Source organism: Thermoanaerobacterium calidifontis, from assembly GCF_055381745.1.
The window spans coordinates 745,083-760,778 of record NZ_AP042436.1; the positions used below are offsets into that span (position 1 = coordinate 745,083).

Sequence of the window (15,696 nt, forward strand, 5' to 3'; positions counted from 1 at the left end):
TGGCAATGTCAGGAAACCCTTATTTTTATTGATTGCGGGAACATATCAACTACCCTTAAAGTGATAGGGTTGAGTTGACAGGTTAGATATATTAACAGGGTTGAGGAGATGGGATAGATTAGTTGTAAAATACTTATCTCTAACGTCAATCAGGAGATACTTTTTCTTGGTTGACGGTTTTTAAATTATATAAGAATTTTATTCAAAAAAAACACTTGAAACTCACGTTACGTTATGTTATATAATGCGTGTATGGAGGTAATGGATATGAGAAAAAATTTAGTAAAACTATTAACGAAAGATAAGGAAATCAGACTTTTTATTATTGATGCAACAAATATTCTGGAGGGTAGCAATTTAAAAAATATGAAGACAGATTTTGCAAGGCAGCTTTATACAAACATATTTATCGATTGTTGTCTATTACGTGGCTTTTTAACCGAAGTCGAACAGCGTATAAGTGTAAGTGTTCGGTTTAAGCCAGCAGGACATACAGCTCACTGTGATGTAGATGGTTACGGTAATGTTAATTGTACTTTTTCTTCCCGGTTAGCAGCTTTTAATGGCAATTTTGCCGATTTAGTCGGAGAAGGGACATCTCTCTCTATTACTAGAGGGAGTTGGACAGGAGGAATGTTTACTGGAACGGTAGAATTAAAGTCTGATTCTATAAATTCGTGCTTTTCATATTTCTATTATAAAAGTGAGCAGACAAAAACAATTTTTCGAACATGGATTGAAAACGGAATTGCAAGAGGTTGTTTGATACAACCACTGCCTTTCTATAATATTAATCATTTAAAATTTGTGACGGATAGTATTGATAGTGCAGAGAAATACATGGTCACAGAGCAATGGGGAGAACTGCCTTTGAAGGTTTTTCCATATGCAACAGTAGTAGATGAATATATGGTACAAAGCGAATGCAATTGTTCAAAAGATATGTTTTTTGGTATTCTAATGTCGATTGAAACCGATGAACTAAAAAATTCAATTAAAGCAGGGAGAAATGAAGAACTGGAATGTGGTATATGCGGTAAGAGGTATATATTTAGTATAAATGATTTAGAGACTATTGTTAAAATGAGGGAAAGTGAACAAGATGGATAGATTGCTTAAGATTGGGGAATTAGCGAGTATGACAGGCATAACTGTTAGAACATTGCATTATTATGATGAAATAGGTTTATTAAAACCATCTAAGATTACTGAAACAGGGCATAGATTATATGACATACAGAGTGTTACAACATTATATCAAATAATTTCTTTGAAAGACATGGGATTTAACCTTGATGAGATAAAGGATCTGATTCATGATAGATATATAGATATTCGAAAATTCGTTGAGATCCAAATTTCAAAAGTTCAAGAGGAAATTGCCCAGAAGCAGTTACTTTTCAGTAAGCTATTAAAACTAAAACAGGAGCTTAAAGATAATAAGAATATCTCATTAGATGATTTTAAAGCAATCGTCCCATTTATTAATTCCTCAGCAGACAAATATATTACTAAAGAACAGTTAGATAAAATAAAAAATAACTTAGAAAGAGATAAAGCAGAATCAGAAGGAGCAACAGAATGGCTGGAATTCATTTCAAAACTTAATTATTGTTACAAGAACAAATTGCCTAATACAGATTTAAATGCAATTGAATGCATTAATTACTGGAAAGATTTTATGAACAAGTCAATAGGTGAAGATGAGAAACTTAAGAATTCCATATTCTCATTTCATGCTTCTTTGGATAATTCCCAGCTTAGATATGGACTTACTGATGATCTATACAAATATCTAATGGAGTTAATGAAATAAATAAAGGTTTTGATCGACATTTTCTAATTTACCCTTAGTGTAAAAACTATCGTGGATATGTTTCCTATGACTGACAGTTCGAAAAACATTCATTCTATCCTCTTGCCCCACGTTGAGTGCGTGGTGCTGATGACAAATGTAAAAAACAAATAAGCGCCTGAAAAACGGCTTGAATACAAGGTTTTCCGGTGATTTGCCATCTGCCGAAAATGTGGTTTTGGGTGGCGGTTGAGATGCCGGGAAACCCTGTATTTTTATGTGCGTGTTTGTTTGCAGAAACACATTTACAGCCTTTCGGGGCGAATTATGGCGACAGGGGTTGTGTTGGCGGAAAAGACGGGGTTTGACTGCTTGAGGAAATATGTTTATAACTTGAATCTTTTTGTGATTTAGCAAGCTCAATATGATCTGCAGAAATGTAATCAACTCATAATTTGCTATTGACATATCAGGTCTACCGTGATAGACGTTGATTAAGTCTATTAAAACAAACCAAAGGAGCACAATTGCATGGGAAAATATAAGCTGTTTGATACGGAATACAAATTTGTTAGCATTATCTGGGACAATGAGCCGATAAATTCCACTGAGCTTGTAAAACTATACGGGGATAAACTCGGCTGGAAAAAGTCCACTACATACACTATATTAAAAAAGCTTTGTGAACGCGGTATCCTGTAAAACAGGAACGCGACTGTTACTGCATTGGTTAAACGCGAAGATGTGCAGAGATATGAAAGCAGGGCTGTGTTGGAAAAAACATTTGACGGGTCGCTGCCGAAATTTCTGACTGCCTTCCTGAGCGGTCGCAAGCTTTCCGAACAAGAGGCTGAGGAACTGAAGCGTATTATAGAGGAGCTTATTGGGCTTTGATGAGATTGCAGAAGCGACGATTTACGCATTACTATTAAGGCTTGAAAAAAACAAGCTGGTTAACATAACAAAAAAACCTTCGGAAATAGATCCGACAAGGAAATTTTATACGCTAAACGAGCGAGGGCTTGAAAAACTATCTTCTTTTTGGGCAAGATGGGATTTTCTAAGCGAGCGTATCGAAATTATAAGAAAGATAGATTTGTAAAATAATTATAAGAATTATGATCTAGCTGATTATGAGGTCATCGGTCTATTTGATGCAGGATTCATGTTTCTTGGACTTTCCATTGGTGCACTTTCAGGATTTATCATAAGTGGTGGACTGGAGATATTCTTCTCAGGAGGATGGATAGATACACTGGTTAGTGGCATAGCTGGTGTTATAATTGGATTGGGAATAGGGCAAATCAGTCATGCAATTATTGTATTAAAGAAAAGAAGATGAAATAAGGAGTGATTGTATGTCAAATGTTATTTAAATTGTAAGATTAAGACTATAGATGAGAAAATTCACTGACATAAACTACCATAATAAACTTACATGAAAAAATTTAATAAAAAATAGAGACAAATGCTCGCTTCTATGATATTAATATGTTGTTACACTATAACAATATTAACCTTAGGAGTGGAGCAAATGTCTCATAATAATAGAATAACAGAAAATTCATCAATAATCCAGTACTTAATGAAATTAAATTTTGCATTATATTTTACTAAACCTGTTATTCACCATATTGTAGAATTTATAATTGCTGCCACTCAAAAGGGTTATAGTGGTACTGTCACTGACATAGTTAATTTAAGCCTTGCTAATTGCCATAGAACTACCTTTGGCAAATTCTTAAACCAAGGTGTTTGGAATATAGAGTATGCATGGATTCCATCAATCGCATTTAAAAAGGAAACAAGTTTGGGAACATCAGCTTCTTACCATGATGCTATCCTGCGGCAAGGTAGTATTACCTTACTGTATTGAACGCTATGAAAAAGGTGGCAAAAGCAAAATCGAAAGAATATGTGAAATGGTATCTATGCTTTCAATATCTAAAGGAGCAGTATATGGTTTATCTGATTCATGGTACATAAACAAAAAAGTAATAGAAGCACATTTTGAAAGAGGATACCATCTCATAGGAGCGCTAAAGACTAACAGAATTATCTATCCAAAAGGCATCAGAATACAGATAAAAGACTTTGCCCAATATATTGAAAAGAACGAAGTTCACCTCGTTACAGTGAACGGTTCTAATTACTGGGTATATCGCTATGAAGGAGCCTTAAATGGAATAGACAATGCTGTAGTAATATTGTGCTGGCCTGAGAAAGCTTTTAAAAATGAAAATGCTCTACATGCATTTATCTGTATTGATACTGAATTAGATACCGAGACAATTCTAAATTATTACAGTCAGAGATGGCCTATAGAAATATTCTTTAGACAAACAAAGAATAATCTTGGGTTAAATACGTATCAAGTACGCTCAACAAAATCAATAGATAGATTATTATGGCTTATATCATTGACATACCTATATTGTACGACTTCGGGCGATGAATATTGCAAATTTGGGCAGGGAATAAAAATAGTTCGCAAAGAAATACAAAAGCAGCGTGTTCAATGGATATATGAACAAGCTAATAATAAAGTACCTATTGATGAAATTTTAGAACAACTACAGTTAGCATAGGTGTAGTGTATCTATTTGATGGTAATATTTGTTATCAATTTTTCTCATCTATAGTATAGTTATTTAAAAAAGATTTTATGCTTCTTGTGTTAGGCCAAATTATTTCTATATTTGGTAATCAGATATTAAGATATGCTCTGCCGCTTTACCTGCTAAATCAGACAGGCTCATCTGTTTTATTTGGAACAATTTTGGCGTCTTCTTTTATTCCTATGCTTTTACTGTTTCCGATAGGCGGAGTAATTGCTGACCGGGTAAATAAGAGAAATATTATGGTGATTTTGGATTTTAGCACAGCAATACTTATTTCTCTATTTTATATACTGGTAGGTAAAATAAATATAGTTCCACTTATGGCAATTACAATGATTATTTTGTATGGCATACAAGGTGCTTATCAGCCAGCGGTTAAAGCAAGCGTACCTGTGCTAGTAGAATCGGAATATATTATGAAAGCAAACTCGGTTGTTGATATGATTAGCTCTCTTGCCAGTATGGTTGGACCGGTAATCGGAGGTTTTCTATTCTCTGTTTTGGGATTAACACCTATTTTATACGCAAGTATTAGCTGTTTTTTCGCGGCCGCTGTGATGGAGATTTTTATTCATATTCCATTTAAAAAGAAGAAGACAATCGGGAATATATTTACTATCGGGTTTAGCGACATTAAAGAAAGTTTCGGCTTTATGTTTATGGAACGGCCTGTACTCTGGAAAATATCCTTAATATTCGGTTCTTCTAATTTATTATTGATTTCATTGATTATGATTGCGCTTCCTGTATTAATTACGCAGCGTTTAGGTTTTGCTTTGGACACTGCTAACCGATTATATGGCTATTCGCAAGGTGTAGTAGCTACAGGTGCTGTCTTAGGTGGACTACTTGCCGGAGTTTTATCAAAAAAATTAAAAGCAAAGACTAGTCCACTTCTTTTAATCGGTTGTGCTTTATCTATATTTTTAGAAGGTATTGCTCTACATACGCTGAGGACATCTATGGTAATTTACATTATTTTACTAATTAATTCAGGACTGTTATTGATGTTACAAACATTATTTCAAATTCAGATGTTGACATATATGCAACTTTTAACGCCAAAAGATTTAATAGGAAAAGTTATTTCATGTTTTATGTGTATTGTTATAGGTACAATTCCATTAGGGCAATTTATCTATGGATTTGTTTTTGAACATATAGGAAATTTTACGTATATTCCTTTTTATATAGCCGCATTTATAATGATAGCAATTAGTATCTTTACCCGTCGCATTTTCTATGAAATTGAGTATCTTATAGAACAATAAAAAGTACATGAAGAGAAATTTGACTTTTCGAGGTTACCATGCCATGAAAAAGAAAGCTCTATGTATAGGAAGCTGACATTGTTCAATTTAAATTTTGTTTACATTTAAAAGATATAATAAATTCGAGGTGGTGAATGATGACGAAAATTCTCATCGTAGATGATGACCCGTTTATCAGGGAGCTGGTGGGAAAAATATTGCAAAACGGCGGATTTGAAGCTATTGAAGCCTCTGACGGGCGGGAGGCGCTTGAAAAAATCAACGGTTGTGACTGTGCCATCGTTGACATAATGATGCCAAAAATTGATGGATATCAACTTGTTGAGAAGATACGCAAATACTATGAAAACTTACCCGTGCTTATGCTGACAGCAAAGAGCAGTTTAACCGATAAGGCCAGAGGCTTTGAACTAGGCGTGGACGATTATCTCACAAAGCCATTCGAAGGCGAAGAACTGTTAATGCGCATCAAAGCGCTGTTGCGTCGTTATAAAATTGCATCGTCTCAGATTATTACAATTGGAAGGTTGGCGATCGACCGCAATGGATTTAGCGCAAATGGTGAAACTATTCCCATGAAAGAGTTTGAATTGCTGTTCAAATTGGCCAGTTCCCCTGGCCGGACATTTTCAAGAGACAAGTTGATAGAAGATATTTGGGGATATGATTTCGACGGCAACGAGCGGACGCTTGATGTTCATATTGGGCGGCTTCGCGAGCGCTTTCCAGAGGAGAAATACGGCTTTAAAATCACGACCGTACGAGGCATTGGATATAAAATCGAGGTGACGGTATGAATAATGGAGAAAGCAGAAAGCCCGGCAAAATCAGCGTAGTTTTTGGATTTTTGGTGTTTTTTATTGTGTTCTGTGTGTTTATAGCATTGGCATATATTATCGTTAGATACGCAGAACTTTCCGAATTTGCGACGGTGATGTTATCGGGAATAGGCGGATTAATATTTTTTTGTGTGTTTGTCGTGCTTATTAACTTTATCCGGATGCAGCGCTTTAAGCATACCGGACGTTTTCCACATGATATTTTGCTTGACGCTTTTGAACAAGTTTCACATGGAAATTTTAACATATTTGTTGAATCAAATCCTAACGATCCGCACTCGGAAATAGCGGATGCATTTAACGAAATGGTGAAAAACCTTGGCTCCATAGAAACTATGCGACAGGATTTTATCAGCAACGTCAGCCACGAAATCCAGTCGCCTCTTACGTCGATAAAAGGTTTTGCTGCGATGCTTAAAAACGATGATTTGCTGCCGGAGGAACGCCGGCGATATGCAGAGATTATAGAAATAGAAAGCCAGAGACTTTCAAGTTTGAGCGATAACCTATTGAAACTCTCCGTCCTTGATAGCGAAAAGAAACCGCTAAACATCCACAAATATAGGCTTGACTTGCAGCTTCAATCTGTTGCACTAATGCTTGAACCGCAGTGGTCAGCGAAAAATATCACGCTTGAGGCAGATTTAGAGAAAGTAACAATCGATGGTGATGAGGAGCTTTTATTACAAGTATGGGTTAATCTCCTGCACAACGCGATTAAATTCACGCCTGATGGCGGCTCAATAAAAGTCACCGCAGGTAATGAAAAAGTTACTATCAGTGATACAGGCTGCGGCATAAGAAAAGAAGACTTGCCTCATATTTTTGAACGGTTTTACAAAGCCGACAAAGCTCGTGACCGTTCACTTGGTGGAAATGGATTAGGACTTGCACTTGTTAAAAAAATTATTGATCTGCATGGATTTTCGATTGATGTGAAAAGTGAAGAAAATAAAGGTACTCGGTTTACAATCCGTTTAATTTGAGTTTAACCTCCGTTTAAGTGGCAGTTATAAGATATGACTGTAAAGAAAAAACGGAGGTGTTTTTATGGACAAAGTAAAAAATAGTGAATACGCAGTCGAAGTTGTGGAACTAGTAAAGATGTTTGACAAAAAGAAAGCTGTAGATGGAATAAGCTTTACAATTCGGACCGGGACAATCTGTGGCCTACTTGGTCCTAACGGTGCTGGAAAGACAACCACCATTAATATGCTTGCAACGCTCATTAAGCCCGATGGAGGAACAGCAAAAATTTTCGGATATGATGTGAAGAAAGATGTGCAGAAGGTGCGAAAACTTATCGGCTTGACGGGTCAATACGCCACATTAGATGAAAGTCTGACAGCGATGGAGAACTTAAAAATATTTGCTCGTCTATTAGGTTTTTCACGCATTGATGCAAAACGCAAAGCCGAAGAATTGTTGGAGGAGTTTTCATTGACAGAAGCGGCAAACCGCAAAGTTTCCATGTTTTCCGGTGGTATGCGTCGACGGCTTGATATTGCGGTCAGCTTGTTGTCTAATCCGCCGCTTATTTTCCTTGACGAGCCGACGACGGGGCTTGATCCCCGCACAAGAACACAGATGTGGCAGACTATTCGAACACTCGTCAAAAATGGCTCTACCATTTTACTGACAACACAGTATCTTGATGAAGCTGACCAACTTGCCGACGATATTGTTGTTATCGATAAAGGCAAAGTTGTTGCTCACGATACCCCAACTGGGTTGAAACGCTCTATAAGTGCCTCAAGTCTGCAATTAACAGTAAAAAATCCCGATTACGCTCCTAAAGCCGCTCAAATCGTGGAAAAAGTTCTTGGAGGCAAGACACAAATATCGGAAGCGGCGGAAATCACCATACCACTTGCGGATACTGCCAAACTTGTGGATGTTTTGAACAAATTAAAAGAAATGGAAATCGACTTAGCCGCCATAAATGTCCGCGAACCGTCGCTTGACGAAGTTTTCTTTACTCTTACAGGTGACAAAAAGGAGGCTGTTTAAAATGAAAAAAACTGCTATTATCCCTGCTAACGAGTGCGATTTAAAAAACCGCGTAAGTTTAGATATAGCTATTGAAAACACGTTCACTTTTGCATACAGGACACTTCTTAAAACTGTGCACAATCCTGAAAGCCTTTTGGATGTTACGATTATGCCAATACTGTTCACGCTGATGTTCACATATTTGTTTGGCGGCGCGATTTCGGGCGACATCACAAGCTATCTTCCGATTATAATTCCGGGAATTTTAATCCAGACTTGTATCACGTCCTGCGGCAACGCTGGATCACAACTGAGGGAGGACATTGATAAGAGCATATTTAACCGTTTCAAATCCATGCCAATCGCAAGGATATCACCTCTGGCTGGTGTACTGACTGCCGATCTTTTGCGCTATGTCATAGCGGGCGCGATTGTGTTCACAGTCGGTGCAATTATCGGATATAGACCAAGCTTTTTGAAGGTTGTAATTTCCATCGAATTTATGATGTTTGTCGGTTGGTGCTTAAGTTGGCTGTTTGCGTTTGTGGCTTTGACGGCAAAATCCGTATCATCTGCATCAATGTACGCAATGCTTATCATGTTTCCACTGACGTTTCTGTCAAATGCCTTTGTTCCAACAAAAACTATGCCTAAAGTAGTTCGCTACTTTGCCGAACATATCAATCCTGTATCCAAAGCAATAACGGCTGTGCGAGAGATATTGGGAAATGGAACAATCGGCACGGATTTTTGGATTGCACTAATAGGTACTTTTACAATCTTCATAGTATCTGTACCGCTTACGCTGTGGGCATATAATCGGAACATGTAAGGATTTTTAAGAGAGCAACATATGAAGTGGAATAATTCAAATAAAAATACAAATGAACAGCACCATAGCTTGTCTTCAGGCGAGCTGTGGTGCTGTTAAGACTTAATTCAAGGATACCGACATCTGTTGAAATAGATGATTGGATTGATGAGACTTGGATGAAACATCAGGTAAATCTTCTTGCTTTTGCTTGTCGTCTCGTGTTACATTGATGCAGAAAGCAGGACTGAAATTTTCTGTTGGGAATATCGAATATGACTAAATAGAAATGTTATTTACATAATATTGCTTATAAATTGCATTATGCAATACAATCGCATATAATATTCTATAAAAGAAGGCATTTTAATATAGAAAGGATAGCGAATATATTTGTTCTTGTTAAACCTGAAATCGCAAAATTCCTTTTAATATGAAACTAAGTTGCCATTTTAGAAAGAAAGCGAGGAACTATAAGTGAATATAAACAATTTTGAAAATCATGTTGACAAAACTATTTTAGATAGAGGATATGATTATTATATTAGTGACAATATAGTTGAAGTCTATAAACGCGGAGATAACGAATATGTATTTCAAATACAGGGAAGTGATGATTATGAGGTAATAGTAAAGATAGATAACGATGGAGAAATTATTTATTCAGAATGTGATTGCTCCTATGATTTTGGGCCAATATGTAAACATTAAGTGGCGGCATATTTTAAGCTATTTGAGATAATAAATAACAAAAACAATATAATACATATAAAGGAAAATGCGATAAATCAGTTTTCGATTAGAGAAGTACTAAATAATCTTTCTAAAAAAGAATTGATTAAAATAATAATGGACATAACCGAAAATGATGAAGCTTTAAGAAACAGTCTCATTGTAAGATATTCAAAAGGTAGTTACGAACAAGAACTTGAAAAATGCAAAAAGCTTATTAATTCCATTGTGAAAAAATATAGGCAGAGAAGGCTTTATATCGTATAAAAAAACTTACAGCTTTGTAAATGATATGGAAGATATATTGCGGAAATCAAGAAATACCGATAATATATTATTAGCTCTGGATGTTGCATTTCTTCTGCTTAACGAGTCTATAAGAGCTTTTCAATACGCCGATGATTCCAATGGCGATATAGGTTTCCTCGTATCTGAAACTATAGACTTAATAGGAGATATAGTAACAGATGGTAGTTATTTAGATGATGATTTAAAAGAGGAGATATTTAATAAATTGCTTACGCAAATTGACAATGAAATTTTAGACGAATGGAATGATTATAAAATTGATCTTCTTAGACTATGTATTGAGTTTGCAGATGTTGAAAAGCTAAGGAATGAGCTTATAGCGAAAATAAAGTCTATTATTACTATGAATTCAGGTGATGAGTATAAAAGATACAGCAATGAGAAGATGTTGCAAATATTGTTTGAAATAATTGACACTTATGGTACTGATGAAGAAGCTTTAGAATTTATAGAAAAAAACTTAAATTATACCTCATTTAGGGAGTTACTTATAAGTAAGTTCATGAAAGAAAAAAATTTTAATAAAGTTATAGAATTAGCTTTAGAAGGCGAAAAGAAAGATAAACAATATGCAGGATTGGCATTGAAATGGAAGAAAATAAGATATGAAGCCTATAAAAAACTCTCTCTAAAAGAAGAACAAAAAAATTAGCCAAAGAACTTCTTTTTGAAGGTAACTTTGAATATTACAATGAACTTAAAGAACTAATTACAGGTGATAAGACAGAATTTTACAATAACTTGAAACAAGAATTAAAAAAGAATGAGGGATGGGTCAGCAGGAATATTTATCTTAAGTTTATAGTAGAAGAAAAAGATCTTGATGAGATAATGGAATTTGTGAAAGAAAATCCAAGTATCATAGAAGGATATGCCGAAATGTTGCAAGAAAAATTTAAAGATGAGGTGATTGAGGTATATAAAAAGCATATAATGGCAGTTGCAAATTATCATCTAATAGAAAAGAGTATAAAAAAGTATGTGAAGTTGTTAAAAAGTATAAAAAGATAGCAGGCAATAAAAATATGGAGGAAATAGTTGATAAGCTAATTGCTTTATACAAAAATAAGCCAGCATTTGTAGATGAACTAAATAAAATTAAATAGATCGAAAAAAAGGAGTGGGTCACTTTGATAATTATTTATCTACTTGTGTACGCATTTATCATTTTCTTTTTTTTTATTGAAAGAAGACTTCGCAAAGATAATGATGCTAAGACACTTGAAAAATCTAAGTACGATAAAAGAACTACTAACGTTATAGGACTTTCTTTTCTCGTGGCAATATTGTTATTAATAATTACACCATTATTCAACTATTATAAAATTGGAATTGTTAATTCTGGCTTACGATTTAATTTCGTTGGCCTTGTTATTATCCTTACAGGTCTTATCATAAGGATAACGGCTGCCATTACACTTGGAAGATTCTACACAAGGACATTGAAAATAACTGAAAACCATGTAGTTGTATCAAATGGGATTTACAAATATATTAGGCATCCTGGATATTTAGGAACTATTTTGTTCTTTATTGGTGCGGGTATTTTTATGGGTAATACTATTAGTATCATAATAATTTCTGCATGTATTTTACCGGCATATATTTATAGAATAAAGATAGAGGAAGAAATGTTAATTGAAGCATTTGGCGATAGATATAAGATTTATGCTAAAAAGACAAAAAAGTTAATACCTTTCATTTGGTAATATATTTTATTGTAGTGGAGATACATATAGGCTCTGTATTGTTTTATAAACTATGTGTATTTAAACCTGCTTTTTAGAGGCAGGTTTTTTTATATTGTTATGAGAAATGTTATTAAATCAGGTGATTAACTTTAAGAACTTTGATTGAAGTAATTTGATGGATACCGTCATCTAAGTGATTCTCATAAAAATTGTGTTATATGAGTGACTTTATATTGTTGACCAAATCGGTTAGTAATGTTACAATATTATTAACCGATTTGGTTAATATATTTGTGAGGTGATGCTTTTGGATAAATTATTAAATTTACATGCGAAAAAACGAAAAAAAATAATCGATGCTGCCATGACATGTTTTGCTGTTAACGGATACAAAAAGACATCAATAAATGACATTGCTAATGTTGCTAAAGTTTCAAAAGCATTGATATTTCATTATTTTGGATCGAAAAAAGCCTTATACTTATATTTGATAGAATTATGTGGCAATATCTTCCTGAATGAAATAAATGAAAAGTTTGATGTCAGTGTTACTGATTTTTTTGACAGAATTAAGCATGTTACAGAAATAGAAATTTCTATTTTAAAAAAATATCCTTCGATGCCTTCTTTTTTAAAGAGCGCATATTTTGAAAATGATGACGAAGTAAAAGACGATATAAAGGCTATTTTATCTAATAAAGAACTTGAAAATTTGAGAAATAAAATTGCTTTTGGCGTCGATACTTCAAAATTTAAAGATGGTATTGATCCAAAAATGATTATGAAAATATTCACATTGTTAACAGATGGATATTTAAGTAAATTACCTACAATTGAGATTGATCTTGATGCATTATGTCATGAATTTTATGGATATATAGACCTCTTTAAAAAGAATTTCTATAAAGAGGAATATACCTGATTTATTAGCAATGATTTATAAAACAAAATATCTATGTAGAAAGGAGAAAATGTATGAATCCATATATCATTAGTTTTCATGAAATTGATAATACCAAACTTGCACTTGTCGGTGGCAAAGGAGCAAACCTTGGAGAACTATCAAGAATTGAGGTGATACATGTACCAGAGGGCTTTTGTGTTACTACAGAAGCGTATAAAGAAATTATTAAGGCTAACAAGGAGCTTAGTTCACTGCTGGATCAATTGTCACTTCTAACAGCAGACGACAGGGAATACATTGCTGAAGTCAGTGCCAAAATACGAAATATCATCGAAGAAATATCTATACCCGAAAACATTGAGGGTGAGATTATTTATTACATTGCAAAACTTGGTGAACAAAATGCTTATGCTGTACGTTCCAGCGCCACGGCGGAGGATCTGCCGACAGCCTCATTTGCAGGTCAGCAAGATACGTATTTAAATATTATTGGGAAGGAAGATATTATTAAGCATATTTGCAAATGCTGGGCATCGCTGTTTACAGATCGTGCTGTGACTTATCGTATTCGAAATGGTTTTGATCATCGTAAGGTTTATCTAGCTGTGATCATCCAGAAGATGGTTTTTCCAGAGGCGTCTGGGATCATGTTTACTGCTGATCCTATTACTGGAAATAGAAAAGTTTTATCTATCGATGCAAGTTTTGGGCTTGGTGAAGCGCTGGTTTCTGGGTTGGTAAATGCAGATAACTATAAAGTACGGGAAAGCAGGATAGTTGATAGGAAAATTTCAATCAAGAAATTGGTTGTTTATCCTATAAAAGATGGAGATACAGAAAAACATCAGATCGAGACCGAACGACAGAATATGCAGACGCTTACAGACGAACAAATATTACAACTTGAAAAAATTGGCAGAGCAATTGAGGCTTATTTTGGTTGTCCACAGGATATCGAATGGTGCCTGAGTGAAAATAAATTCTTTATTGTCCAGAGCCGTCCCATAACCACTTTATACCCTATTCCAGACGTACAGGATGGGAAAAACCATGTGTATATGTCTTTTGGTCATCAGCAGATGATGACTGATGCTATGAAACCATTGGGATTATCCCTTTTTAAGATATTGTCCGACGAGTTTCCACTGATTGAAATCGGAGGGAGGCTGTACTTCGATATCGCGCCCGATTTGGCTTCCTTCACGGGACGAAAGACCGTGGTCGCAGCCACGCGCGGTATGGATCCTCTCATGCACAGTGCGATCATGAATATAATAAAGCGAAAAGAATTCATGAAATCATTGGCACATGGTGTAAAGGCCTTTAGTATGAAGGGGTATTTCTCATGGTCGATACCCATTCAGTTTATCAAGCTGTATCGCAGCAACGACGTGTCCATTGTTCGAACCCTGATGTCCCGGAATGAGGCAGTAGTTAGAGAGCTACAGCAAAGGATCTCAAACCTGCCCGTAGACGAACTGTTTGACTTCATTTTAAAGGCGATTAAACAAATAAAAGAAGTCATGTCGCAAGGTATGGGCGTGGTTTTTGTCGGAATATATGCAACTAGTTGGATTAACAAGAAAATGGAAAAATGGCTGGGTGAAAAAAAGGCGGCAGATTCACTTTCTCGATCGGTAGCCAACAACGTTACCTCTGAAATGGGACTGGATCTGCTTGATGTAGCAGATGTTGTTCGAAAATATCCTGAGGTGATGAAGTACTTAGAGCATGCCAATGACGAGACTTTTTTTGAAGATTTGAACAGCCTGGAAGGTGGCGATTCTGTTAGTAAATCAATACAAGCTTATCTTCAAAAATACGGTATACGCTGTCCTGGTGAGATAGATATCACCAGCCCTCGCCTTAATGAAAAACCGACTGCCCTTGTCCCTATAATTCTTAGCAACATCAAGAACTTTGAGCCGGGTGCTCATAAAGCTATATTTGAACAGGGCCTAATGGAAGCAGAACAGAAGGAACAAGAACTCTTGACTCGTTTAGAAAAATTGCCTGGTGGGAAACAAAAGGCAAAAAAGACAAAGAAGATGATAAGCATTTTGCGTAATTTTATTGGATATCGGGAGTACCCGAAGCACTTGATGATGAAGTATTTCTGGATCATTAAGCAAGCTTTGCTGAGGGAGGGCGCCCAGCTCGTGCAAAATGGAGTTATCCGTGAGAAGGAAGATATTTATTATCTGTCTTTTGATGAACTCTGGGAAACCGTTCGTACAAATCGTTTTGATTACAATATCATAGAGAAGAGAAAAGAGGAATACAAAATTTATGAAAAACTGACGCCACCAAGGATAATGACCTCTGAAGGTGAGGTTATATCAGGTGAATATGATACTGCTAAAATTCCTAAAAATGCACTGGCCGGTATACCAGCTTCATCTGGTATCGTTGAGGGTCGAGCGCGTGTTATTTTAAAAATGGAAGATGCTGATCTAAAGGAAGGAGATATTTTGGTCACTGCTTACACTGATCCAAGTTGGACGCCAGTATTTGTATCTATAAAAGGCTTGGTAACAGAAGTAGGTGGAATGATGACCCACGGTTCTGTTATTGCAAGAGAATACGGTTTACCTGCTGTTGTAGGCGTAGAAAATGCTACGAGGCTTATAAAAGATGGGCAAAGAATACGAGTAAATGGAACAGATGGATACGTAGAAATTTTATAGTGGGGAAGATGTTTTCTTCTCCACCATTTGAAATGAAGTAGATT

General features: G+C 35.4%; 17 protein-coding genes and 2 pseudogenes. All 19 read left to right on the plus strand.

Annotation, left to right across the window (positions count from 1 at the left end; translation table 11 throughout):
* The first annotated feature begins 267 nt into the window (after positions 1 to 267).
* The 19 genes and pseudogenes from ACZ42G_RS03730 (at position 268) to ppsA (ending at position 15,652) form a co-directional block, all read left to right on the plus strand.
* Positions 268 to 1,110 carry an Hsp33 family molecular chaperone HslO gene (locus ACZ42G_RS03730; RefSeq protein ID WP_464851469.1) on the plus strand — a complete coding sequence of 281 codons (843 nt, stop codon included), beginning with the start codon at positions 268 to 270 and terminating at the stop codon, positions 1,108 to 1,110.
* A complete protein-coding gene (locus ACZ42G_RS03735; protein ID WP_464851470.1) occupies positions 1,103 to 1,816 on the plus strand; it encodes a MerR family transcriptional regulator in 714 nt (237 codons plus the stop codon). The genes ACZ42G_RS03730 and ACZ42G_RS03735 overlap by 8 nt, the downstream gene beginning before the upstream one ends.
* Positions 1,817 to 2,326: 510 nt before the next feature.
* A pseudogene (locus tag ACZ42G_RS03740) lies at positions 2,327 to 2,689 on the plus strand (BlaI/MecI/CopY family transcriptional regulator).
* Entirely contained in the window at positions 2,679 to 2,897 is a 219-nt protein-coding gene (locus tag ACZ42G_RS03745) for a PadR family transcriptional regulator (RefSeq protein ID WP_464851471.1), read from the plus strand. Before ACZ42G_RS03740 ends, ACZ42G_RS03745 begins: the two are co-directional and overlap by 11 nt.
* A 63-nt stretch (positions 2,898 to 2,960) precedes the next feature.
* Positions 2,961 to 3,137, plus strand: a complete 177-nt coding sequence (locus tag ACZ42G_RS03750; RefSeq protein WP_464851473.1) for a hypothetical protein — start codon at positions 2,961 to 2,963, stop codon at positions 3,135 to 3,137.
* Positions 3,138 to 3,329: 192 nt separating this feature from the next.
* Positions 3,330 to 4,383, plus strand: a pseudogene (locus ACZ42G_RS03755) (transposase).
* Between the two features lie 77 nt (positions 4,384 to 4,460).
* A complete protein-coding gene (locus ACZ42G_RS03760) occupies positions 4,461 to 5,687 on the plus strand; it encodes an MFS transporter (protein WP_464851475.1) in 1,227 nt (408 codons plus the stop codon).
* Between the two features lie 137 nt (positions 5,688 to 5,824).
* Entirely contained in the window at positions 5,825 to 6,484 is a 660-nt protein-coding gene (locus tag ACZ42G_RS03765; protein ID WP_464851476.1) for a response regulator transcription factor, read from the plus strand.
* Complete coding sequence (locus ACZ42G_RS03770) at positions 6,481 to 7,512, plus strand: HAMP domain-containing sensor histidine kinase (RefSeq protein ID WP_464851478.1); 1,032 nt, start codon at positions 6,481 to 6,483, stop codon at positions 7,510 to 7,512. The genes ACZ42G_RS03765 and ACZ42G_RS03770 overlap by 4 nt, the downstream gene beginning before the upstream one ends.
* 64 nt (positions 7,513 to 7,576) lie before the next feature.
* Entirely contained in the window at positions 7,577 to 8,536 is a 960-nt protein-coding gene (locus ACZ42G_RS03775) for an ATP-binding cassette domain-containing protein (RefSeq protein ID WP_464851480.1), read from the plus strand.
* Entirely contained in the window at positions 8,514 to 9,350 is an 837-nt protein-coding gene (locus tag ACZ42G_RS03780; RefSeq protein WP_464851481.1) for an ABC transporter permease, read from the plus strand. Before ACZ42G_RS03775 ends, ACZ42G_RS03780 begins: the two co-directional genes overlap by 23 nt.
* Before the next feature lie 89 nt (positions 9,351 to 9,439).
* The gene (locus ACZ42G_RS03785) at positions 9,440 to 9,562 is read left to right on the plus strand and encodes a hypothetical protein (protein WP_464851483.1); all 123 of its coding nucleotides are present in this window, start codon (positions 9,440 to 9,442) and stop codon (positions 9,560 to 9,562) included.
* A 244-nt stretch (positions 9,563 to 9,806) separates the two neighbouring features.
* A complete protein-coding gene (locus tag ACZ42G_RS03790; protein ID WP_464851484.1) occupies positions 9,807 to 10,040 on the plus strand; it encodes an SWIM zinc finger family protein in 234 nt (77 codons plus the stop codon).
* A complete protein-coding gene (locus tag ACZ42G_RS03795; RefSeq protein WP_464851486.1) occupies positions 10,041 to 10,328 on the plus strand; it encodes a hypothetical protein in 288 nt (95 codons plus the stop codon).
* Between the two features lie 37 nt (positions 10,329 to 10,365).
* Positions 10,366 to 11,022, plus strand: coding sequence for a hypothetical protein (locus ACZ42G_RS03800; protein ID WP_464851487.1), 657 nt, complete (start codon positions 10,366 to 10,368; stop codon positions 11,020 to 11,022).
* A gap of 89 nt (positions 11,023 to 11,111) precedes the next feature.
* Positions 11,112 to 11,381, plus strand: coding sequence for a hypothetical protein (locus tag ACZ42G_RS03805; RefSeq protein ID WP_464851488.1), 270 nt, complete (start codon positions 11,112 to 11,114; stop codon positions 11,379 to 11,381).
* Positions 11,382 to 11,500: 119 nt separating this feature from the next.
* Entirely contained in the window at positions 11,501 to 12,079 is a 579-nt protein-coding gene (locus ACZ42G_RS03810; RefSeq protein WP_464851489.1) for a methyltransferase family protein, read from the plus strand.
* Positions 12,080 to 12,368: 289 nt separating this feature from the next.
* Positions 12,369 to 12,983, plus strand: a complete 615-nt coding sequence (locus ACZ42G_RS03815; RefSeq protein ID WP_464851490.1) for a TetR/AcrR family transcriptional regulator — start codon at positions 12,369 to 12,371, stop codon at positions 12,981 to 12,983.
* 53 nt (positions 12,984 to 13,036) lie between these two features.
* A complete protein-coding gene (ppsA, locus tag ACZ42G_RS03820; protein WP_464851491.1) occupies positions 13,037 to 15,652 on the plus strand; it encodes a phosphoenolpyruvate synthase in 2,616 nt (871 codons plus the stop codon).
* The last annotated feature ends 44 nt before the right edge of the window (positions 15,653 to 15,696 follow it).